This is a genomic window from Pseudoalteromonas sp. Isolate6 (assembly GCF_022398435.1).
Taxonomy (GTDB): domain Bacteria; phylum Pseudomonadota; class Gammaproteobacteria; order Enterobacterales; family Alteromonadaceae; genus Pseudoalteromonas; species Pseudoalteromonas galatheae.
On record NZ_JAKEVK010000011.1, the window covers coordinates 1 to 20,752 of the forward strand.

At 44.4% G+C, this 20,752-nt stretch carries 21 protein-coding genes and 3 tRNA genes; 8 read left to right on the forward strand and 16 right to left on the reverse strand.

Annotation, left to right across the window (positions count from 1 at the left end; genetic code table 11):
* Positions 1 to 53 precede the first annotated feature (53 nt).
* Positions 54 to 266, forward strand: a complete 213-nt coding sequence (locus L1D50_RS02775; protein ID WP_138522513.1) for a hypothetical protein — start codon at positions 54 to 56, stop codon at positions 264 to 266.
* Positions 267 to 975: 709 nt separating this feature from the next.
* Here L1D50_RS02775 and L1D50_RS02780 read toward each other — a convergent pair.
* From L1D50_RS02780 to nudE, 5 genes are all read right to left on the reverse strand, one after another.
* Positions 976 to 1,052, reverse strand: a tRNA-Met gene (locus L1D50_RS02780).
* Positions 1,053 to 1,218: 166 nt separating this feature from the next.
* Positions 1,219 to 1,295: transfer RNA gene (locus L1D50_RS02785), tRNA-Met, on the reverse strand.
* Between the two features lie 165 nt (positions 1,296 to 1,460).
* Positions 1,461 to 1,537 (reverse strand) — tRNA-Met (locus L1D50_RS02790).
* A gap of 241 nt (positions 1,538 to 1,778) precedes the next feature.
* Complete coding sequence (cysQ, locus tag L1D50_RS02795) at positions 1,779 to 2,582, reverse strand: 3'(2'),5'-bisphosphate nucleotidase CysQ (RefSeq protein WP_128725622.1); 804 nt, start codon at positions 2,580 to 2,582, stop codon at positions 1,779 to 1,781.
* Position 2,583: 1 nt separating this feature from the next.
* Entirely contained in the window at positions 2,584 to 3,147 is a 564-nt protein-coding gene (gene nudE, locus L1D50_RS02800) for an ADP compounds hydrolase NudE (RefSeq protein WP_017219353.1), read from the reverse strand.
* 61 nt (positions 3,148 to 3,208) lie between these two features.
* Between nudE and yrfG the strand changes: the two genes are divergently transcribed.
* A complete protein-coding gene (gene yrfG, locus L1D50_RS02805) occupies positions 3,209 to 3,868 on the forward strand; it encodes a GMP/IMP nucleotidase (RefSeq protein WP_045989426.1) in 660 nt (219 codons plus the stop codon).
* On the opposite strand, the gene L1D50_RS02810 is transcribed toward yrfG, so the two are convergent.
* Positions 3,865 to 4,485, reverse strand: coding sequence for a dUTP diphosphatase (locus tag L1D50_RS02810; RefSeq protein ID WP_017219351.1), 621 nt, complete (start codon positions 4,483 to 4,485; stop codon positions 3,865 to 3,867). The two genes, yrfG and L1D50_RS02810, sit on opposite strands and share 4 nt — an antisense overlap.
* 114 nt (positions 4,486 to 4,599) lie before the next feature.
* Here L1D50_RS02810 and L1D50_RS02815 point away from each other — a divergent pair, with 114 nt between their 5' ends.
* On the forward strand, positions 4,600 to 5,226 hold the full coding sequence (locus L1D50_RS02815) for a peroxiredoxin-like family protein (RefSeq protein WP_128725624.1): 627 nt from the start codon (positions 4,600 to 4,602) through the stop codon (positions 5,224 to 5,226).
* A 39-nt stretch (positions 5,227 to 5,265) separates the two neighbouring features.
* Here the strand turns inward: L1D50_RS02815 and L1D50_RS02820 are convergent, their stop codons facing one another.
* The 3 genes from L1D50_RS02820 to L1D50_RS02830 form a co-directional block, all read right to left on the reverse strand.
* Complete coding sequence (locus L1D50_RS02820) at positions 5,266 to 7,599, reverse strand: fatty acid cis/trans isomerase (RefSeq protein ID WP_239965466.1); 2,334 nt, start codon at positions 7,597 to 7,599, stop codon at positions 5,266 to 5,268.
* Positions 7,600 to 7,971, reverse strand: a complete 372-nt coding sequence (locus L1D50_RS02825) for a hypothetical protein (protein ID WP_010374501.1) — start codon at positions 7,969 to 7,971, stop codon at positions 7,600 to 7,602.
* Positions 7,972 to 8,057: 86 nt separating this feature from the next.
* Complete coding sequence (locus tag L1D50_RS02830) at positions 8,058 to 8,723, reverse strand: SDR family oxidoreductase (protein WP_128725626.1); 666 nt, start codon at positions 8,721 to 8,723, stop codon at positions 8,058 to 8,060.
* A gap of 157 nt (positions 8,724 to 8,880) precedes the next feature.
* Between L1D50_RS02830 and L1D50_RS02835 the strand changes: the two genes are divergently transcribed.
* A complete protein-coding gene (locus L1D50_RS02835) occupies positions 8,881 to 9,609 on the forward strand; it encodes a transporter substrate-binding domain-containing protein (protein ID WP_138524620.1) in 729 nt (242 codons plus the stop codon).
* Here the strand turns inward: L1D50_RS02835 and L1D50_RS02840 are convergent.
* From L1D50_RS02840 to tesB, 5 genes are all read right to left on the reverse strand, one after another.
* Complete coding sequence (locus L1D50_RS02840; protein WP_128725628.1) at positions 9,606 to 10,406, reverse strand: VOC family protein; 801 nt, start codon at positions 10,404 to 10,406, stop codon at positions 9,606 to 9,608. The genes L1D50_RS02835 and L1D50_RS02840 overlap by 4 nt on opposite strands.
* Positions 10,407 to 10,483: 77 nt before the next feature.
* Positions 10,484 to 11,143, reverse strand: coding sequence for a DUF799 domain-containing protein (locus L1D50_RS02845; protein WP_128725629.1), 660 nt, complete (start codon positions 11,141 to 11,143; stop codon positions 10,484 to 10,486).
* 1 nt (position 11,144) lies between these two features.
* Positions 11,145 to 11,489 (reverse strand): DUF4810 domain-containing protein, encoded by a 345-nt coding sequence (locus tag L1D50_RS02850; RefSeq protein WP_128725630.1) that lies wholly within the window; start codon positions 11,487 to 11,489, stop codon positions 11,145 to 11,147.
* Between the two features lie 35 nt (positions 11,490 to 11,524).
* Positions 11,525 to 12,193 carry a CsgG/HfaB family protein gene (locus tag L1D50_RS02855; RefSeq protein ID WP_128725631.1) on the reverse strand — a complete coding sequence of 223 codons (669 nt, stop codon included), beginning with the start codon at positions 12,191 to 12,193 and terminating at the stop codon, positions 11,525 to 11,527.
* Between the two features lie 336 nt (positions 12,194 to 12,529).
* Positions 12,530 to 13,387, reverse strand: a complete 858-nt coding sequence (tesB, locus tag L1D50_RS02860; RefSeq protein ID WP_128725632.1) for an acyl-CoA thioesterase II — start codon at positions 13,385 to 13,387, stop codon at positions 12,530 to 12,532.
* 153 nt (positions 13,388 to 13,540) lie between these two features.
* On the opposite strand from tesB, the gene L1D50_RS02865 reads away from it, so the two are divergent.
* Positions 13,541 to 14,002, forward strand: coding sequence for an EVE domain-containing protein (locus L1D50_RS02865; protein ID WP_128725633.1), 462 nt, complete (start codon positions 13,541 to 13,543; stop codon positions 14,000 to 14,002).
* Here the strand turns inward: L1D50_RS02865 and L1D50_RS02870 are convergent.
* The gene (locus tag L1D50_RS02870) at positions 13,999 to 14,181 is read right to left on the reverse strand and encodes a hypothetical protein (protein WP_095728599.1); all 183 of its coding nucleotides are present in this window, start codon (positions 14,179 to 14,181) and stop codon (positions 13,999 to 14,001) included. The two genes, L1D50_RS02865 and L1D50_RS02870, sit on opposite strands and share 4 nt — an antisense overlap.
* Positions 14,181 to 15,260: a potassium channel family protein gene (locus L1D50_RS02875; RefSeq protein ID WP_128725634.1), complete on the reverse strand. Its 1,080-nt coding sequence runs from the start codon at positions 15,258 to 15,260 to the stop codon at positions 14,181 to 14,183. The genes L1D50_RS02870 and L1D50_RS02875 overlap by 1 nt, the downstream gene beginning before the upstream one ends.
* Positions 15,261 to 15,382: 122 nt before the next feature.
* Between L1D50_RS02875 and L1D50_RS02880 the strand changes: the two genes are divergently transcribed.
* The 3 genes from L1D50_RS02880 (at position 15,383) to L1D50_RS02890 (ending at position 20,685) form a co-directional block, all read left to right on the forward strand.
* Positions 15,383 to 16,327 carry a chemotaxis protein CheV gene (locus L1D50_RS02880; RefSeq protein WP_138524618.1) on the forward strand — a complete coding sequence of 315 codons (945 nt, stop codon included), beginning with the start codon at positions 15,383 to 15,385 and terminating at the stop codon, positions 16,325 to 16,327.
* Positions 16,328 to 16,472: 145 nt separating this feature from the next.
* The gene (gene uvrD, locus L1D50_RS02885) at positions 16,473 to 18,638 is read left to right on the forward strand and encodes a DNA helicase II (protein WP_128725636.1); all 2,166 of its coding nucleotides are present in this window, start codon (positions 16,473 to 16,475) and stop codon (positions 18,636 to 18,638) included.
* Positions 18,616 to 20,685 carry a GNAT family N-acetyltransferase gene (locus L1D50_RS02890; RefSeq protein ID WP_138524616.1) on the forward strand — a complete coding sequence of 690 codons (2,070 nt, stop codon included), beginning with the start codon at positions 18,616 to 18,618 and terminating at the stop codon, positions 20,683 to 20,685. Before uvrD ends, L1D50_RS02890 begins: the two co-directional genes overlap by 23 nt.
* Positions 20,686 to 20,752: the final 67 nt, after the last annotated feature.

The following is a 20,752-nucleotide window of genomic DNA, read 5'->3' on the forward strand; positions in this document are numbered from 1 at the left end:
GCTATCGGTTTCGTGATAACAAACTTAATAAATCTATAAAAAGGATATTGGAAATGAAAATAAAGCTTCAAAAAAAGCAGCTAAAAAAGCTAACTCAAGATAACAAACTACCTCAGGAAGCAACGCCTCAAGTAGCTGGAGGTGATTACACGAGAGTTTACGGATGTCAGGACACGATGAAATGTGCATCTCGCCAAGACAACTCAGCTTGTTGCAATCACTCAGATCTTGCTAGCTGCCAAATCGGATTTACCTGCCTTTGCTAAATCTATTCACTCTTTAACAGCGGGTTTCCATAACCCGCGTACAGGTTGTTGCTCACGGTGTGAGTATTAAGATCAATTCTAATTTAAGAAATGCATCAAACAACAGCAACACTCAGGCTTTGAGTTATAAAAAGTGGATGATTTATTTCTCTGTATATATCGAAAAAACTGACTATCCATTGAGGCGATTTTAGGTAACTGAACTAAAAAGGTTGATTGCGGGAGCTATTAATTTATGAAGAGTGAACCGATGAATTTCTGGAGAGTTCTTTAGATTATACAGTCCAATTAAAAATTGGTTGCGGGAGCCATTAATTTATGAAGAGTGAACCGACGACTTTCGGAGCAGTTCTTTAGAGTGTGCAGTCCAAATAAGAATTGGTTGCGGGCGCCATTAATTTATGAAGAGTGAACCGACGACTTTCGGAGCAGTTCTTTAGAGTGTGCAATCCAATTAAAAATTGGTTGCGGGCGCCATTAATTTATGAAGAGTGAACCGACGACTTTCGGAGCAGTTCTTTAGAGTGTGCAGTCCAAATAAGAATTGGTTGCGGGAGCCATTAATTTATGAAGAGTGAACCGACGAGTTTCGGAGCAGTTCTTTAGAGTGTGCAGTCCAATTAAGAATTGGTTGCAGGAGCCTAATTTATGAAAAGTGAACCGATGAATTTCGGGAGAGTTCTTTAGAGTGTGCAGTCCAATCAAGAATTGGTTGCGGGAGCCGGATTTGAACCGACGACCTTCGGGTTATGAGCCCGACGAGCTACCAGGCTGCTCCATCCCGCGCCTGTATATTTTTGTGAATCTATTCTTCGTCGGAGACCGACGACCTTCGATTCTTTTCCAGGTTTAGCGAGTCCGACAAATGATTTATCATTCTGCTCCATCCCACGCCTGTATTTATACTTAATTTTAAGTCTTGTACTTGAGACTTTATACATCCAACTGATGTTGGTTGCGGGAGCCGGATTTGAACCGACGACCTTCGGGTTATGAGCCCGACGAGCTACCAGGCTGCTCCATCCCGCGCCTGTATATTTTTGTGAATCTATTCTTCGTCGGGGACCGACGACCTTCGATTCTTTCCAGGTTTAGCGAGTCCGACGAATGATTTATCATTCTGCTCCATCCCGCGCCTGTATCTGTACTTAATTTTTAGTCTTGTACTTGAGACTTTATACATCCAACTGATGTTGGTTGCGGGAGCCGGATTTGAACCGACGACCTTCGGGTTATGAGCCCGACGAGCTACCAGGCTGCTCCATCCCGCGCCTGTATATTTTTGTGAATCTATTCTTCGTCGGGTACCGACGACCTTCGATTCTTTCCAGGTTTAGCGAGTCCGACGAATGATTTATCATTCTGCTCCATCCCGCGCCTGTAAATTCTTAAAAAGGACTTCCTTTTCAAGAGGCCGCTATAATAATGGATTAAAATTTTATTGCAAGGGATTTAATGCTTAAAACAATTCAAGTGCGCAAAAATCCCACAACCTTAAACTTAAGCCGTTATTTATTCTATCGTTCGATGATGTGGGCTGATCAACTTTTGCCATTGCCAATCGGGGTGCCCCATAACAATAAAGTCTGGGTTTTCGGTGGTTTCTCGTCGATTGTAGGTCAGCGGGTTAAACTCAGCATCGGTAATACAACCTCCGGCTTCTTCCACGATGATCTGTGACGCGCCAGTATCCCACTCTCCCGTTGGTCCTACTCGTAAAAAACAATCCGCCTTACCTTCTGCGATAATGCAGGCTTTTAATGAACATGACCCAAGTGCCACTGTGTCGAACTGACTATTTAAGTACTGACTTACCGCTTCAAGCTTTTGTCTGCGACTTACTGCCAATGTCAGTGTTTCTCGTGGCGAGACGAAAATACGTTTACTTTCACCTGAGTCACTACGTTTGAACGCACCTTCATCTTTGCTGGCGTAATATGTTAGCCCTTGAGATGGCCAGTAAATGACGCCTAACACAGGATGATTATTTTCGATGAGCGCAATATTGACGGCAAAGTCACCACTTTCAAGAATAAACTCCCCAGTGCCATCCATAGGATCGAGTAACCAGTAGCGCTGCCAGTCTTGTCGCTCACTCAATGGTGGAATTGGTGTTTCTTCAGACATTACCGGAATGTCTGGTGCTATTTCAGCAAGACCCGCCATTAAGATCTCATTAGATGCCAAATCTGCTGCAGTGACAGGAGTGTGATCAGACTTTTCTTTTTTACCAATATCGTCAGCTTGATAAATTGCCATAATGGCTTCACCGGCACGTTTTGCCAGTGCGATGCAAGGCTCTAAATAGGACCGCAATTTACGCCTCCAGATTCAAATGTGCTTTTAATAACAGTAGTGCCGCGACACTTCTTGCTTCGGTAAAGTCCTCTTGGTGTAACAGGTCATATAATTTATCTAGCGGCCACTTCACTACTACCAGTGGCTCTGGTTCATCACCTTCAAGCTGTTCAGGGTAAAGTTCACTAGCGACCAAAATATGCATTTTGGCATTAAAGTAACTCGGTGCCAGTGACACTACTTTGAGTTCAGAGAAAGCATTTGCACCAAAACCCACTTCTTCTTTTAGCTCTCGGTTGCCCGCTTCCACCGGGGTTTCGCCTGGGTCAATTAGCCCTTTGGGAAAGCCGAGTTGATAGTCATGTGTTCCTGCACAGTATTCTCTCACTAATAATAGCTCATTATCAGCCGTTATGGGCACGATCATTACTGCGCCACGCCCACCGCCACGAACTCTTTCGTATTCTCGTTGCTCGCCATTCGAAAAGGATAACGAAAGTGCTTCTACCGTGAACAATTTGCTTTTAGCCACGACGTCGCAAGCTAAAATTTCTGGTGGTGTGGGATGCTTTTTATGTGACATAGATCATTATTTGCTATCATGGCGAATAACCTAATCATAAAGCCTTTGAAGTTAAATGCCTATGCTAAATTGGTCAAATATCGATACCGTTTTGTTAGATATGGATGGCACATTACTCGACCTCCATTTTGATAATCACTTTTTTCTCGACGTCGTGCCTAAGGCACACGCAAAACGTCAAGGCTTAACCCTTGAGGCTGCAAGGGCCGACATCCTCGCCCGTTATGACGCGGTAATGGGCCAGATAGAATGGTATTGCCTAGATTATTGGCAGGAGCAGCTACAGCTCCCTATTATGGAGCTTAAACGTGAAGTACAACACTTGATCTCCATTCGTGAGGATGTACCTGCGTTTTTAGAGGCCTTAAGAGAGAGTGGAAAACAGCTTATCTTGTTGACCAACGCGCACCCAAACAGTCTAAGTTTGAAAATTGAGCGTACCCAATTCGATAAGTATCTCGACAAATTGGTTTCAACCCATGAATATGGCGTAAGTAAGGAAAGTCAAATGTTGTGGCAACAGGTAGAGCGTGATTTGGGCTTTGATAAGTCCCGCACTTTATTTGTGGACGATAGCATTAGCGTGTTAAATGCTGCGCAAGAGTTTGGTATTGGCCATTTGCTTGCTGTTGCTAATCCTGATAGTCGGCAACCAGAGCGAGAGATCACTGAATATCTTTCAGTCTCCGATTACCGTACCTTGCTACCTATTATAGATTAAGCTGGGTAGCGAGCTTTTAAGCCGTCGTACACATGTGTTTTGAAGTCTGGGTGCGCTGTGTCTAGACTTTTCACCACTTCAACTAAGTGTTCGTTATCTTCTTGGCCATTCCATACCTTGATGTAAGAACCATCCTTATAGCCATGGTCTTGGCGGAAAAAGTTAAGCGTGTTTTTACCGACATATCCACGGTATAGGTCATCAATAGACATCCCGATTTGCTGCATACACCCCGCAAACGCATGGGCATCAAACTCGCGTTTGGTCACAGCCGCACTTGCAAGCAATTCAAGGGTTTCCTTGAAGTCCTCTGCGGTAGTTGGCTTTGCCAATTCAGCTTCTAACTGAGTCGCTAATTGCTCAAATGACGTTTCGCCGTCGATACGTAAAGACAAGCCAAAATGAAAAATATCCACTAGCTCTAAAATCACTTGCTCAGTATCTGGCGTTTGCTTTTTCCACCATTTCCAGCCGTAGTGATCTAGCATTTCTGCACACTCAACCCAAATTGCGCGGTACCATTCAAACCCTTGTTCAAACCATTGTTGGTGTACTTTGGTATTCATGGCATGTTGCATTTCTAGCATAACCACAAGCTTAGTGATGTTTGCAGACATTGTGCTCTCTCTTCATGGAAATCAATTACGAGCGATATCATACCGAAGTGAAAGATTTTCGCCAGCGCTTAGGTCTTCTGAGTCGATATCAACTTGAAACCCTAGGAACTTTTTATGCGCCATTTTATTTTATCGCTCGCTTTGGCTTGTTCAGCCTTTGTCAGCGCAGCTGAAATCACTAATATCGCCGCAGCACCTGAGCAAGTGAGTCCACTCCTTCCAGGCATTGATGCCCCTGCATTACAACTCAAAGATAAGTCAGGTAAAACTGTCGACCTCGCGACACGCTATAAAGAAAATATCACCGTACTGGTGGTTTATCGTGGTGGCTGGTGTCCGTACTGTTCAAGACAGCTCGCGGGGATCCAAGAAGTTGAACCACAGCTTGTAAAAATGGGAGCACAAATTATTGCAATCGCACCAGACTCACCTGAGGCGCTGGCAAAAAGTACAATTGAATCCCCTCACTACCAACTGTTGTCTGATAACAAAATGCGTATGAGCCAAGCGTTAGGTCTCGCCTATTTTCTAGATGATAAAACAGCCCTTGCTTATCGCAACAAGTTGGGCGTAAATTTCGTTGATTTTGAGGGGAACGATAAAGTTGCCTTGCCGGTGCCGGCGGTATTTGTAGTCGATAAGAAAGGCTTGATCCAATTTCAATATGCAAACCCAAATTACAAAGTGAGACTGGATGAAAGCGTGCTACTAGCTGCGGTAAAAGCAGCTAGTCAACTATAGGAAAAGCACATAAAAAATGGAGTCCGAAGACTCCATTTTTTAGCGGTTTTCTAACCGGTTATAGTCAAATAAACCATATTCAACGCCACGTGTTTGCTTGGCAATGTCGTGGATTAAATCACTGTAACGCCAAAACTCTGGGTGAGTCCTGCGGATCCCATATTGCGCTCGTAGCGCTCGGTAATCAGACTCACTATTCATGTGGCTAAATGATGAGACAAAGTCCTCTTGTGCAGCCTCGCTTTCTAAATACCAAATTGCCTCTGGGTAATCTCCGATAAAGCCTGGCACAATCGTCGCAGTGTCTTCTGTATACGCTCTTTGCCCTTCTTCATTTAACAAACTGGAGATGTTGTAGTGGGCATTATGGTGTAATAGCGAGAACGCTTGATGTGAACCGTCACTTTGCTTAGTAATAATAAACGAGACCTGTGGAAGCAAATTAATCGCCCTAACGGACATGCTATTGAGTGCCTGCAGTGGCTTGCCGACGGCTTTATAGTCATAATCCCTATTTAGAACGGGCTTAAGCACAGCATGTAGTTTGTTATATAGCTCTTGCTTTGGATCGTCCGTTTCGTATTTTATCCCCGTTGGCGCACCGATTAGTGATTTGCGATTGATAAACTCACTTAAACTCAAGTGTGACTTACGATACCAATAACGTTTAATTTCCTGACGATGGCTAAGTGGCAGCAGATTTAAAAAGTTTTGCTCACCTTCAAGCCTCAAGAAGTCCATATATAAGCGTGTGATCAACTGATGACCAATGTTGCCATACACGTCAAAACCCGCCACCAGCAAGTAGTGAATGCGCTCGAACAAAGCATAGTCTAATACCCAAGCTGTTTTGGGAGGCTGGCCAATAAAACCTTTAACCACCGTTGCGCTATCAAAATGGCGGAAGATAGTTAATGCTGCATTCGGGTTTTCTCCCTCACCACGCCAAATCAAGTCCATATTGAGACGTTGCCCATCGGCAAACATCTTATCTGCAAGCTCAGTTTTAGCACGTAAGTAATCCTGTTGCTTTGTGGCGTATTTAGCCCAACTGGAAAGCGGTAACGCATTACTTTGCTCAGCCGCAGGTAGCACCAAATCTTCATCATGTTTAAGCAGCAGCTGGTTCACCGCTTCATTGCTATTTTTTTCAGGATCAACAAACGCCACCCAAAAGTGGTCGTTAATGACATTAAGCGCTATTTGGCCTCGGCATACAGGGCCTTTGATAAAGCCTTTTACAATTAACTCGGCCTCATCCAGCATAAATTGATAACGAGAATTAACCGGAATATCTTTGAATACCTTAAATGGGTTTGCTGCAAGCTCTGGCTCATAACCAGGCAGTTTATCCACGTGATAATCCGCTGCATAAAATTGCTGATGTAACCGTGATAGCTTAGCGTCATTCAATGCCAGTGGCATGTGAGTTTTTGACAAAATAGTACTGGGCACTTGCATCAATCGATAATACACCCTATCGACCTTAGGATCGTCAAATGGACGCACCGAACTCACCAACGCAATAGGCTGGCCTGGCGGCGTGCTTGAGCGTACCAATTGGAAAAACGCAGGGTCATCCAGATGAGGGAAGTGGATATGGGCTAAATACCAATGCTCAAATATATAACGCGCGGCAAGGCGGTGTTTATTGGAGTCCTGATTAAGAAATTGTTCCCACTTTTTCACTTCTTTTTGTGCTGCAACACTTGGCTTTGCAATCTGGCTCATTTTACTGCCACTTTGCAGCCATGCTTCCAAGGTTTTGAATTCATCATGCGTGAGCGCTGGTAAGCCGTAGGGCATGCCCGCATGAGGCTGCCGTTTCGCAAGGCTAGAAAACTCGTCCATGGTTGGGCAAGACTGCGTTCTATCTAAAGAGAAATCAAACTCTTTACCCAAGATGCCTTGCTCAGGAAAACGATGAGACATTTTTAACAGCAAGCTATTATAAAGCACACTTCCAGCTAGGTTGCTGTATTCAGATTGATTGCGCTCATTCAGCACTGGGGTAAAACCACGCTCGCGCCACTGTGTCGTGGTTTGAGCATCGAATAACAGCCGGGTTGGTGTTTGTGCTAACAACCGCGTGCCGTCATACACTAACTCCTTCGATAATCCCCTATCTATTCCTTCTGGAGATGACAATTTGAGCTGGCAGGGTGCGTCATAACAACCATGGCAAACCACACAACGCGACTCCAAAATGGGCTTCACGCTTTGCAAGTAACGTGCACCGCCTTGGTGATATTGTTCGATTCGTGCTTGGGGTTGTTCCGGTCCAAACATATCATCATATTTAGACACGCCCAAAGCCACACAGCCAGAAAGCACGGCGACAACCACCGCACAAAACAGTGCACGTTTAGACATTTACTCGCCCTCGTCGTCATCCAGCCCAAGATCAAAAGTCGGCATCATTTCTACTGGAGGCGAAACAAACAATGCATCGCTACTAGTACTCAGGACAGCACTGAGAATAGGCCCTCGATTAATAAGCAATTGCAACTGATGTTCCGCCCCTATCAACTCAGTCACTGTCGTACTAATGTTGTTGAGCGCATAGTCATCAATATGCAAGCTAATATTCTCATCTTCTTTTGGGTTTTGGCACAAATGAGCAAGGAGGTTCTCACTCAACATCACTGATACTTCAGCATCTGGAGAGTCGATATCACGATTCTCGATGTTGTCGTCTAACAAAAAAAGCGGCAGTGATAATGGGGTATCTTGTTGTAATTCCATCAAAGGTTACCATCTGAGTATTTGCTTTATATTAGCACAGTTAGATGGCTGATGGCTGAAAAGGGGCGACGATGCGCCCACCTTAATTACCAAGGAAGCGTGTCACCATTGGAATGCCAAAAACCACCACTGTTTTCGATAGTTAGGTGTTCAATTCTCTTAATTAAACGTTCCGCCGCAACATCTGGACCTATATCACCTGCAAACCCCACCATCTGCGTTTGCACAAAGCCAGGATGGAATAGTCCAACAGCGATATCTTGGTTTTTCAGCTCGTGAGCCATACTCACACTCGCCGCGTTTAATGCTGCTTTCGACATTCTATAGCCAATGTAACCACCAGAACCATTATCTGCAATCGAACCCATACGACTTGTGATCATGGCAACTTTGCTGCCTGCTTTGAGGTTATCGAGCAGTGCATGAGTGACTCGAATTGGTCCTAACGCATTAACGTTAAATTGGTGGTCGATATTTTCAAAATCCATTTCCGCTAGCGTTTCATTGTGAAATACCCCAGCGTTATTAATAAGAATGTCTATCTTCTCCGAGCCCAATGCCGCCAATAGCTTTTTCGCGCCATTTTCCGTTGCAACATCTATATCTTCAATGATATCCACGCCTAGAGATTCTAGTTCTGCTGATGCTTTGCGCACAACCGCCGTTACTTTGCAGCCTAGAGATAAGTATTGTTTACAAAACTCAAATCCGATCCCACGGTTAGCACCAGTCACCAAAACATGTAGTGTCATATCCTTCTCCTCACAATTTATACGCTCAAACTATTACAATTGGTATGAGTTTACTAAACTCAAGGTCAATCCTGACTGAATTCATTTTTATGATGTACTTTTTCACTTTCTGACAACTTTGCTACAGTTATAACTCTGACAACCGTAAGGATATGTTGTGAAACTCGCACTTAGCATCTTCTTCCTTTTCTTCATCCACAAGGCGACTTTTGCCTACCAAATCAATGTCAGTGAGCTGGTCGCTTATCAGCTTGGCCAGCAGCAAATCGCACAACTCATGCAAAAGATATACACACCTTTGGATATCACACCCACACTTGTCGTATTACCCAGTGAGCGCGGATTAGAATATGTAGATCAAGGGTTTTATGATGCGGAAGCAGGACGCACTAGCGCTATTGCAAATGCCTATCCTAACTTACTGCAAATACCCGAACCACTTGCAACCGTTCAAATGGCGGTGTTTTGTCTCAAGAAGGAGCATTGTACTTTGTCGACCCAGCAAGACTATGTGGTAATACAAGGCAGTTTAATAACGGAGCAAGTTTGCCAACGAAAAAAGTTGACATGTAACGCGGTCTCTAACGATGTTTCTGCGTTTCAAGCGCTTAAAAAAGGTCATGTTGAGCAAATTTTAGCTGATGACTTATTTGCGCTGGGTGCGCTATGCCAGTCAGGACTCGCCACAGTTTATGTGCGTAGGCTACGAGATGCGAGTTATCCTATTTATCACTATATCAATCGTAAACACCAAGACCTACTGCCGAAATTAACAGCGTCTATCAAGCATCTAAATAGTAGTGGCGAGCGCGATACTATTCTAAACCGGCTCTCTGATCACTTTGCCACTTGCCATGGCAAAGTGATTGAATTAGAAATACATTAAGTTGAAATATCATCCATGGCAGATTCTATGATAGAGAATACCGCCCCTTGAGGATCGGTTATCACGCTAAAGCGACCAACTTCTGGTATATCTGTCGGCGGTACACAAATTTCTCCGCCAAGCTTTTGGGCATATTCAGCTTTACTATCGCAGTCCAATACCGCAATATAAATCATCCAGTGCGGGGGAATGTCTTCACCCCATTCAGCCGTCATTTCTAACATGCCAGCGACGGGTTGCTCATTTACTTTGAACAAAGTGTAGTCCATATTTCCCATGTCTTTGACTTCGATTTGCCAACCAAATAATGCAGAATAAAAGTCACGACTTTTGTCACTGTTTTTACTCACTAGCTCAAACCAATAAGGAGTATTCGCTTCAAGATGACGTTGTGTGCCAATATGACCCCCCTCTTGCCATAACGCAAAAACCGCTCCACCTGGCTCCTTTAACATTACCATCCGCCCTGCCCCTGGGACATCATGTGGGCCTGCAAGCACTTCCGCACCGAGTTCGTTGGCTTTGTTTAGACATTCATCGACATTGTCTACCGCCACATAAGCAAGCCAGTGACTGGGCATGCCCCCTTGTTGTTGCTCAGCGGTCATCTGATACATAGCAGCGACATCATCGGCTTCTTTTTGCAACATGGTGTAATAACAATCTTCACCAATAGGTTGGTCAAGAATTTGCCAGTCAAATAGTTGGCTATAGAAAGGCTTAGCTGACTGCCAGTCGCTTGAACACAGTTCAATCCAACAAAAGTAACCTAGTCTAAATTCACTAATTATTGCCATAGGGGATCACCTGTCAATCAAAGTCTAATTGAATATAGCAGCAATCAGCCGATAAGAAAGCACAGTCAGAATATGGCTTATTTTTCAATTTGCCCATACTTAGGTGAGCGCACGCCATAAAGCAAACCATTGCTTGAGTCCGCTGATAACAATCTCTGTGACGCTTTTTGCGAAACTTCAAATCCTTTATCTGAAGTGCTTTCAATCACTTGGTTTAGCACCGCGCCAATCAATGCTCCAGCCAAACTGCTATCATGATCACTTCTGTCTTCACTACTTGAAGCTTGTGACTTACCACGCCAAATTACTTGGCCAGTTTTTAAATCAACCAACCTTGCCGATAGTGCGACGGTAGTGTCACTATCCAATACAACGTATGACGTACCATAATCTTGAATCTCAATGTATAAAGCAGCGTCGGCAGCAAAGATTTCATAGAGCTTGTCTATCGCGACACTGTGAACATCATGAGCCACAGTTAAGCCGTTATTTTTAAAAGTCTCATTGACCAAAGATACTGGAAAAACATAATAGCCAGAGTCTGCAAGTGGCTTCACCACTGTCGCCATTACTCCAAAAGGGGCTACAACTTCATTGGTATTATTGACAGGCGGTAACACCAGTATCGACTTAGGATCGCTTTGAATAAAAGCGCTGTAATCCTGTTTAGGTGCCGTCGCACAGCCATTCAATAAGGCAAAAGTCAAAAGCACCAAGCCCGCTTTAATCCATTTCATGTTATTCTCCCTGCGCATTTTTTTGTAAAAAGTCGATATATTGCTTGGACTCAGGATACAGTTGTTTTTCCTTTTCAAAATAGGCAAACCCTTTTCTGTCATCCCCTTGCATCAAGTATAAGTAACCGAGATGCGCATACATGCCTGGTGCTGGGCTGACCTGAGCTGCTTCGGCGCGCGTTATGCTTGACTCTAATTGACTGACCTGCTCCTCAAGGGACTGTCCGTCACCTCGAAAGAACTCATAAAGGTTACGTTCGTAAGAACCGTAATAATATTGGGGTGCCGTACTCTGACACCCAGATAATATCAATAGTAAAGTCGCCACAAATATCGTTTGCTTCATAATTTACCTAAGATTTAGATTAGCTGTGAGATTATTTATAGAGGCTTCCAATCGCCTTTCTCGATGCCGCTAACCAAGTTGTTAACCGCCTCACGAATGGCTAAATCAAGTACCTTGCCGTTAAGCGTTGAGTCATACCCAGCAGTGCCACCAAAGCCAACCACTTCACGATTAGACAAGCTGTATTCACCAGCACCTTGCACTGAGAAAACAACTTCTGAACTGGTCACATCAACGATATTAAGATTTACCTTAGCGTAAGCAATTTGCGATTTTCCTTTACCTAAAATGCCGAATAGCTGTTTATCACCTACTTCTTTTCGACCAAACTCAGAAACATCTCCCGTAATAACAAAGTTAGCACCTTTAATGCTTTGTTTTGTACCAGTAAACCCAGCTTCTTGGGCGATCTCAGTCATGTTTTCTCTATCTAAAACAATAAAGCGATTGCTCTGCTGTAAGTGTGTGGTCAGAATAGTTTTTGCCTGAGAGCCTAAGCGGTCCGGTCCTGAACTAAACACACCATTATGAAAAGCTGAACGGTTTTGCAACTTACCAACCGCTAACTGGCTTTTTGGGCCATTGTAAGCCTGGTTATATGAGGCCACTTTTGGCGCTTCTACCGTTCTTGATGCTTCCGTTGCGCAACCCGCGGTTAATCCGACAAACGTCAATGCAATTACTGTGGCGAGCGGTTTATTCATTATCATTCTCCTAGAGTCTTAAGCGTCTGTCTGCGACGCGACGAGTCGTTTTGTTGATATTAATGTAGATTAATTTCGCTGACTTTAGTGTTAATTTTTGTTTGAGAACAATACAATCACGCTACATCTAGACTGGGGTGTTAAAGACATTGAAATATCAAACCGAGCGCCGCATCAGAAAAAGTGGTGTAAACGACTAGAGGAGTGGCTATCAAAAAACTATAGCTCCTTTATTAACAATAAGTTATTAAATCAGTAAGCTTGTGATTCGCTTAATGCTACTGGAAGCAGCAGGTAAGATCACCGTTAGCAAATCGCCGAACACTTTCCAACAAATTAGCGCTGACGCATCACGCCTTCTTGAATGGTCGATGCAATCAACTCACCTTGGCGGTTGAAAAATTGGCCACGTACTAGGCCCCGGCCATTAGACGCGCTTGGACTATCAACACTATATAAAATCCACTCATCCATTCTAAACGGACGATGGAACCACATTGCATGGTCTATTGTTGCAACTTGCATATTAGGCTGCATAAACGACAAACCGTGTGGTTGTAGTGCCGTTGGTAAGAATTCAAAATCAGAAGCATAAGCCAGTAAATAGTTATGGATCCTTCTGTCGTCTGGCATGTCACCATTGGCTTTAAACCAAACATTTCTCACCGGATCCTGTTTTTTGGGTTTAAATGGATTTTGAAAGTTTACAGGGCGCATATCTAGCGGCATTTCTTGCGTAAATTTAGCTCGAAGTGATTCAGGAATGAGGTCTGCATGTTCTTGATAAAAGTGGAGTGATGACTTTAACGTTTCAGGCTCTGGCACATCCGGCATCAAAGATTGATGAGAAACTCCAGGCTCGTCACCTTGGAAAGAGGCTGTCATGTAAAATATCGGCTTACCATATTGAATGGCACTGATCCTACGCGTGCTAAAACTTCGACCATCACGAATATTTTCAACATCGTAGACAATGGGCTTACTCGCATCACCAGGACGCAAAAAGTAAGAGTGCAGCGAGTTAACAAAGCGCCCTTCTGGTAAGGTGTACTTTGCCGCAGACAACGCCTGCCCCATCACCTGACCTCCAAACACTTGAGGAAAACCAAGATCTTGGCTTTGACCTCTGTATATCCCTTGCTCAATTTCTTCAAGGCTGAGTAAATCCAACAGATTTTGTAACACTTGACTCATGTTGCACTCCGAACGTCTAGTAGAACTGGCGATAGTCGTTATAATGAGATAATACTTTTACCAAATCCAAGTAAGACACGGACTGGTAGCAAACCAAGTATATTGCTCAAATGAGTATAATACATCATAACTCAAACTATTGGACTAACCTATATGGCTTATTGGCTGTTTAAAACAGAACCCGATGCATTTTCCATTGATGACTTAAAAAACGCGCCTGAGCAGCAAACTTTTTGGGAGGGAATTCGTAATTATCAGGCAAGAAACTTCCTGCGCGACGAGGTTAAGGTGGGTGACTCAGTGTTTATTTACCACTCAAGCTGTAAAGTGCCTGCGGTTGTCGGTATTGCCAAAGTAGTGAAAGCAGCAGAGCCAGATCCACACCAATTTGACTTAAGCAGTGATTATTATGATGCCAAATCAAGCACCGATAGCCCTCGCTGGGTAGGCGTCACTCTAGCATACGAGCAGCACCTACGCCCGGTGACCCTGCAGGCGATAAAAGCCAACACTGCGCTCACCGAACTGGCTCTAAAAAAAGGGGGGCGATTATCCATCATGCCCATCATCGAACCTGAGTGGCAGATTATTTTAGAGATGTCGGGGCAAAGCTAGCGTTTTGCTTTGCCTTTTTGTCGTCCGTGTTTAGGCACTATGCTGATATATAGCAGCAAAGCGACCCAAGAAAATAGTAGCGTTCCTATCAGCCAGCCGTTTTTTTCATGCCCTTTGCTGCGCTTGCTTCCTGCAACTAAAGCGACAGGAAGTAAGTAAGCGCATACAATTGCAATCATCAAGAAGAGTTCTTCGAACATAGTGATGACCAGTCAACCTCTGATGCAAGCACCCGTTGCGGTGCAATATAGTGCAAAATATCTCCCCCTGTAATGTTGTAATCCAGAGGTGGGTTTAGATCCATATTTAGCGCATTTATATCGTGCGCAACACCGAGCAGCGTCGCATCATGATGCTGTTTAAAATAACCAAAAATATCACCAAAGGTTAAACAGCTTACCTCTGCTGGTAAGGCTAAGCTGAATTGCGTATCGCCGTGTAGCGTCGACAGCAATTCCTCTTGTACTCGGCTTGAGCCAGGATCTTGCATGGCTCGCACTAAGATTTCAGCAGACATAGATGCTGAGCATTCAACATTTTTACAATGCTCTCTTAAAAGCAGTGCTTTGCTATCGTCCAAGAAGTGCGCGCTAATATGCGCTTCGGGTTTTACTACTCGGCTAAGCTTTAGCGCGGTGGTAAATGTCTGATTATCATCATCGCCATCAATGATGATTTTGTCAGCCCGCTCGATGTTGATCCGGCTTAACTGTTCGTCATCAGTAAAACTGGTTAAACGCGCAAATGCGACTTCCGGATAACTCAACAGCGGATGCTCCATGGCCTCGGTGACCGCCAATACGATTTTTCTATCTTCGCGCTTATTGTCACCTAGAATATAATCCACCATTTTTTTCGTTCTCACATCATGCCAACCAAAAATTACGATGTGGTTTTGCAAATGTGCAAAATCTTTTTCCCCTGTCATGCCTCTTCTCACCCAATACGTCACAAATTGTCCAGCTTTTCCCAATAACACACCAAATAGCGCAAGGCCAAATGGGATCTGTATAATGGCAACGACTAAACGGCCAAAATCCGTTGTTGCACTAAAGTCTCCGTAGCCAACTGTTGAAGTCGTCACCACGTAGTAATAAAAGAACGTGCTCAGTGGCAATAATGCCGATTCATTGCTGAGCCATAACAACCCCCAAGTCACCAACATATGAATGAGCGTTGCCATAAATAACAGTTGCCAGCTGGCCTTATCCACATGAGCCCGCATCAAAACAACTAAACGCTTAAAAATTATAGGCATATTGCTTCCCTATCAAATACATACTGCTACCTTACTGCAGATTTTAGCCAAAAAACAACACGACATATCGACTTCTTTGATATAGTCTTAGAAAAGGTTACAAGAAGTAATGAGGGGTTAACATGGCTGGCGTATTGGCCTCAGTAAATCAACGCACACAACTGGTGGGTGAAAACCGCCTAGAGTTGCTATTGTTTCATCTTCATAGCCGCCACTTTTTTGCGCTCAACGTCTTTAAAGTAAAAGAAGTTGTTAAGCTCCCTCATCTTAACAAAATGCCCAATGCACACCCTAAAGTGTGTGGCGTAACCAACATCCGTGGCGAGTCTATTCCGGTTATCGATTTACGACAAGCGATATGCATGCCGCCATGCGACCGAGACAAAGACTGTAACTTAGTGATCACAGAGTACAACCGCTCAGTGCAGGCTTTCTTAGTTGGTAAAGTTGACCAAATCGTCAATACTACGTGGTCCGATATTATGCCAACTCCTAAGTCTGTTGGCCGTAACCATTACCTCACCGCACTGACTAAAATAAAACGTGACGGCGCTGAACACATCGTTGAAATCATCGATGTAGAAAAGGTACTTGCCGAAATCGTTGAATACAAAGTTGAGATCCCGCAAGACATTCTAGATAAAGATATCATCAATGAGTTTCATGGCCGTAAAATTTTACATGCCGATGATTCGCCGACCGCTCGTCGTCAAGTTGCCGATACCTTGGCACAATTGGGCATAGAAATCATCCCGGCAACTGACGGTCAAGAGGCGCTAAACGTGTTAAAGCACTGGGCCGACGAAGGTATAGACGTACAAAAAGAGTTACTTGCGGTGATCACCGATGCAGAAATGCCCGTCATGGATGGCTACCGACTGACCTATGAAATTCGCAACGACAGTCGCCTGAAAGACCTTTATGTCATTCTCAATACCTCACTCAGTGGCAGCTTTAACCATGCCATGGTCGAAAAAGTGGGCTGTAATGCGTTTCTATCAAAGTTCCAGCCCGATTTATTGGTAACAGAAGTACAAAACCGGTTGAAGGACGTTTTGCAAAAATAAACATAAATACTGTATAAAAAACCAGTTTATGTTTCTTTATAAATCATAATGTTACCTTTACTCAATTAGGTTTGCTTTGCGATATGCTGGGATTTACGGCAGCGACTCGGTATACTTGCCATCATTTGAGCAAATAGGCAAAGCAATGGACGTATCAGAATTACTCGACGGCCTCAACGACAAACAGCGCGATGCAGTCGCCGCACCTCTGCAAAACATGCTAGTGCTCGCAGGTGCGGGTTCAGGTAAAACACGAGTACTCGTTCATCGTATAGCTTGGCTTATGCAAGTTGAGCAGGCCTCTGCATTTAGTATTTTCGCGGTAACCTTTACCAATAAGGCAGCCAAAGAAATGCGTGCTCGTGTTGAAGCGACGCTCAATGGCCCTGTTGGTGGTATGTGGATAGGCACTTTCCACGGCCTTGCCCACCGCATGTTACGCGCCCATCACCGTGAAGCTAAATTACCAGAGTCATTTCAAATTTTAGATAGCGATGATCAGCAACGAATGATCCGCCGTTTGCTCAAAGCCATGAATATCGATGAGAAAAAGTGGCCACCTAAGCAGTTAAGCTGGTACATCAGCGCGCGTAAAGACGAAGGGTTAAGACCCAAAGATATTCAAGCATATGATGTCAATGAACAGCTGATGTTGAATGTATATAGTGCTTACCAAGATGCCTGTGATAGAGCTGGTCTTGTTGACTTTGCTGAGATCCTATTGCGCTGCTACGAGCTATTACAGCAACAACCTACCTTGCTACGTCACTATCAACAACGCTTCCGCCATATGCTAGTGGACGAGTTCCAAGATACCAATAGCATTCAATATTTGTGGTTGCGCCTGCTGGCAGGTAGTGACAACAATATCATGATCGTAGGTGATGACGACCAAAGTATTTACGGCTGGCGTGGTGCAAAAATAGAAAACATCAAACGTTTTCTGGACGACTTTAACGCCGAGACGATCCGACTTGAACAAAATTATCGTTCTACTGCAACCATTCTAAAAGCATCCAATGCGCTCATTGAAAACAACGCGGAACGAATGGGTAAAAGTCTCTGGACTGACGGAAACCAAGGCGAGCCAATTTCAATTTACGCCGCTTTTAATGAACTTGATGAAGCACGCTTTGTGGTTGGCAAAATTAAATCTTGGTTACAGGCTGGCAATGCGCTCAGCGACAGCGCGGTACTCTACAGAAACAACGCACAGTCCCGAGTATTAGAAGAAGCCCTACTTCAAGAAGGGTTAAAATACCGTATTTATGGCGGTATGCGTTTCTTCGAACGCCAAGAGATTAAAGATGCCCTGTCTTATCTTCGTATAATCAGCAATCGCAATGATGACGCAGCATTTGAGCGTGTGATAAACACGCCTGCCCGTGGTATTGGCGATAAAACGTTAAGCCATATTCGCGATTGTGCGCGTCACGAATCACTCTCACTTTGGGATGCAGCCAAAGCCGTGCTTGCACAAAAGCATTTAGCAGGAAGAGCTGCTACAGCGGTGACAAAATTTATTGAACTAGTCGAGCAGCTCGACGATAAAATTGCAGAACTTGAACTGGCACAGCAAGCACAGACAGCCATTGAGCAGTCAGGTCTCATGGCAATGTATCAAGCCGAAAAAGGCGAAAAAGGCCGCGCTCGAGTGGAGAACTTGGAAGAATTGATCAGTGCTTGTGGTCAGTATGAGCTTCCTATCGATGAAGACTTTACCTCACCATTACAAGGCTTTTTAGCCTATACCTCTTTGGAGGCAGGCGAAGGCCAGGCTGACGAGCATGAAGACGCAGTACAAATGATGACGCTGCACTCAGCCAAAGGTCTCGAGTTCCCACTGGTCTTTATGGTTGGGGTGGAAGAAGGCATGTTCCCATCGCAGCAAAGTAATGAAGAGTCGGGCCGCTTGGAAGAAGAGCGCCGCTTGTGCTACGTCGGTATGACGCGTGCCATGGATAAGCTTTACATTAGCCACGCAGAAAGCCGCCGCTTGTATGGTCAAGAAAAACATCACAGCCCTTCAAGGTTCTTACGTGAAATTCCTGAAGACTGCATGGAAGAAATTCGGATTAAAACACAAATTTCTCGCCCTGCTAACTCGGGTCGATTCAGCCCATCAATCAGTCATGCGACTTTTGAAGATAGCGGCTTTAATTTAGGCCAGCGTGTCCTGCATGCCAAATTTGGTGCAGGCACAGTGCTTAACTATGAAGGTGCTGGTGCTCAGTCACGCATTCAAGTTAGCTTTGATGATGTTGGTAGTAAGTGGTTAGTAACCGCCTATGCAAGACTTCAAGCACTCTAATCTGCCGCTATTACGCTCTCAGCTTGCCGATGCGCGCCATCGGCAACTCTTGCTTATCACCGGCAGCCAAGCTTGGTGCTACGCGCAGTGTCAGCAGCTACTAGCAAACTCAAACGATAATCTTATCCTAAGTAGCAGTAAGGCATTAGAAAATGCCGTTTGGCCTGAGCATTTACACCAAATACTCGGACAAGAATTTAGCAACTTAGTCTACGACGGCTTTAGTGGTATTGTGCCTAACAAAATCGCAGCTGCGGCGGGCACTGTAAAGGCAGGCGGCTTACTGCTGTTGTTACTTCCCGAATTAGATGCACTCGACCACTGGCTAGACCCTGCAATTACCCGCTGGTGCTCTGAGGGGCAAATACCCAAACATAGCTACTTTTTAAAAAGGTGGCAGCAACTCTGGCAGCAACAACCAGCTTGGCATATCAGCGAGCACTTTGGGGTTCAACTGCCCTCAGCGTATCTTGCTGCAAGTTCAGCGGTTTGCGGTATTGAAGAGCAACAAAACGTACTGGCACAACTCTCCACAGCATTGGAAAACCGGCAAAAACCTGTATTACTGAGCGCAGATAGAGGTCGGGGGAAGAGCGCGCTATTGGGCCTCTTGGCATCAAAGCACCCTACACAACAATTTGTTATTTGTAGCCGCCATTTCCATGCTCTACATAGTTGCTTTGACATGCTTGCTCAAGCACTCAATACCGAGGTTGAGGTAAAAACAAAGAAGCTGGCTAATCTCAGCTATCTGGCACCAGATGCGTTACTACAACAAGCCTCTACGCTTGATAGCAATACGGTTATTTTGGTGGATGAAGCAGCCGCCTTGCCAGTTCCATTTTTAATACAAGTCGCTCAATTTGGTTTTCGCTGCATTTTTTCCAGTACCATAGTTGGTTATGAGGGTAATGGTAGAGGCTACACATTGCGGTTTAAGCGCTACTTGGAATCACATTACCCAAGTTATCTTAACTTCACCTTGTCGACTCCTATTCGCTACGCATCGGATGATCCGTTGGAGCGGCAGATCAGGGATTTATTTGTACTCGAGTGTAAAGCGACATCACCCCAACTCACCTCGCCAACCACAATGCGTGCTATCGCACAGAGTGAGTTGTTAGAAAATAGCTCGTTACTTGAGCAAGTATTTTCACTACTCGTATTAGCACATTATCAAACCAGCGTGGATGATTTAAGGCAATTATTAGATGCACCCGATCTCCACTTACAGGGCGCATTTTGCAATAACGAGCTAGTAGGCATTTGCCTTGCTGTTATCGAAGGCGGACTCGCTGCAGATCTCGCAGGAGATATTCTGGTAGGAACGCGAAGGCCCGCAGGCCATCTCATGGCGCAGCAGCTAACGACAAGCTTTGGTGACAACCGCTTTGTCACCGAAAAAAGCGCTAGAGTCGTTAGAATAGCCGTACACCCAGATGTACAACAGCAAGGAATTGGCCGCCGCCTACTGGCTTCTTTTGAAACCACATTATCAAAAGATATCAGTTACATAGGAACCAGTTTTGGTCTTACAGCGCCGTTGCTTTCGTTTTGGTCACAGCGTCACTATCAGCCAATGAAACTAGGGTTTAAGCAAGATAAAGCCAGTGGCGAGTACGCAGTTTTGATGCTTAAAAAAGTCAGAGGCGAATTAGACAACACCTATACTCAAGTATTTAAACAAGCTTTTTTCTATCAGTTACGCTCGCACTATCAACAACTTGATACTGAGGTGGTTGCCGCTATATTAGCTACAATGCCCTTTAAAAGCATAACTAGTGAACAGCTGGATTATTTGTGCTATCTACGTAACAGCAATCCGGTCGAGCAACAAGTATGTCCTTTTTTATGGCAGCTGATCACAACCGATCCTCGATTGCTTAAAAACTTAACTAAAGTTTCCAAAGCATTAGTAATTCGTCTAATATTACAGCAACATTCGACCCAAGTCGTACTTAATTTGCTTGGGTTATCTGGTAAAAAAGCCCTCACCACAACGCTTAGAGAGACAGTGCGGCAAGTATATGAGTATTTTCGGTGTTAAATTTTTACTATTCGTTTTTGCTTCTGCTGTACTAAATTTTACAGCTTCCGCTCAACCTGTTGTGAAA

Coding starts and splice junctions, on each gene's coding strand:
- L1D50_RS02825 (WP_010374501.1), bottom strand. CDS start 7,971: ATGGAATTACAACAAGATACCCCATTATCACTGCCGCTTTTTTTGTTA.
- L1D50_RS02890 (WP_138524616.1), top strand. CDS start 18,616: ATGCAAGACTTCAAGCACTCTAATCTGCCGCTATTACGCTCTCAGCTT.
- tesB (WP_128725632.1), bottom strand. CDS start 13,387: ATGAGTCAAGTGTTACAAAATCTGTTGGATTTACTCAGCCTTGAAGAA.
- L1D50_RS02880 (WP_138524618.1), top strand. CDS start 15,383: ATGGCTGGCGTATTGGCCTCAGTAAATCAACGCACACAACTGGTGGGT.
- L1D50_RS02875 (WP_128725634.1), bottom strand. CDS start 15,260: ATGCCTATAATTTTTAAGCGTTTAGTTGTTTTGATGCGGGCTCATGTG.
- L1D50_RS02840 (WP_128725628.1), bottom strand. CDS start 10,406: ATGGCAATAATTAGTGAATTTAGACTAGGTTACTTTTGTTGGATTGAA.
- L1D50_RS02870 (WP_095728599.1), bottom strand. CDS start 14,181: ATGATTGCAATTGTATGCGCTTACTTACTTCCTGTCGCTTTAGTTGCA.
- L1D50_RS02775 (WP_138522513.1), top strand. CDS start 54: ATGAAAATAAAGCTTCAAAAAAAGCAGCTAAAAAAGCTAACTCAAGAT.
- L1D50_RS02845 (WP_128725629.1), bottom strand. CDS start 11,143: ATGAAATGGATTAAAGCGGGCTTGGTGCTTTTGACTTTTGCCTTATTG.
- L1D50_RS02810 (WP_017219351.1), bottom strand. CDS start 4,485: ATGTCTGCAAACATCACTAAGCTTGTGGTTATGCTAGAAATGCAACAT.
- yrfG (WP_045989426.1), top strand. CDS start 3,209: ATGCTAAATTGGTCAAATATCGATACCGTTTTGTTAGATATGGATGGC.
- L1D50_RS02815 (WP_128725624.1), top strand. CDS start 4,600: ATGCGCCATTTTATTTTATCGCTCGCTTTGGCTTGTTCAGCCTTTGTC.
- L1D50_RS02820 (WP_239965466.1), bottom strand. CDS start 7,599: ATGTCTAAACGTGCACTGTTTTGTGCGGTGGTTGTCGCCGTGCTTTCT.
- L1D50_RS02865 (WP_128725633.1), top strand. CDS start 13,541: ATGGCTTATTGGCTGTTTAAAACAGAACCCGATGCATTTTCCATTGAT.
- L1D50_RS02855 (WP_128725631.1), bottom strand. CDS start 12,193: ATGAATAAACCGCTCGCCACAGTAATTGCATTGACGTTTGTCGGATTA.
- uvrD (WP_128725636.1), top strand. CDS start 16,473: ATGGACGTATCAGAATTACTCGACGGCCTCAACGACAAACAGCGCGAT.
- nudE (WP_017219353.1), bottom strand. CDS start 3,147: ATGTCACATAAAAAGCATCCCACACCACCAGAAATTTTAGCTTGCGAC.
- L1D50_RS02850 (WP_128725630.1), bottom strand. CDS start 11,489: ATGAAGCAAACGATATTTGTGGCGACTTTACTATTGATATTATCTGGG.
- L1D50_RS02830 (WP_128725626.1), bottom strand. CDS start 8,723: ATGACACTACATGTTTTGGTGACTGGTGCTAACCGTGGGATCGGATTT.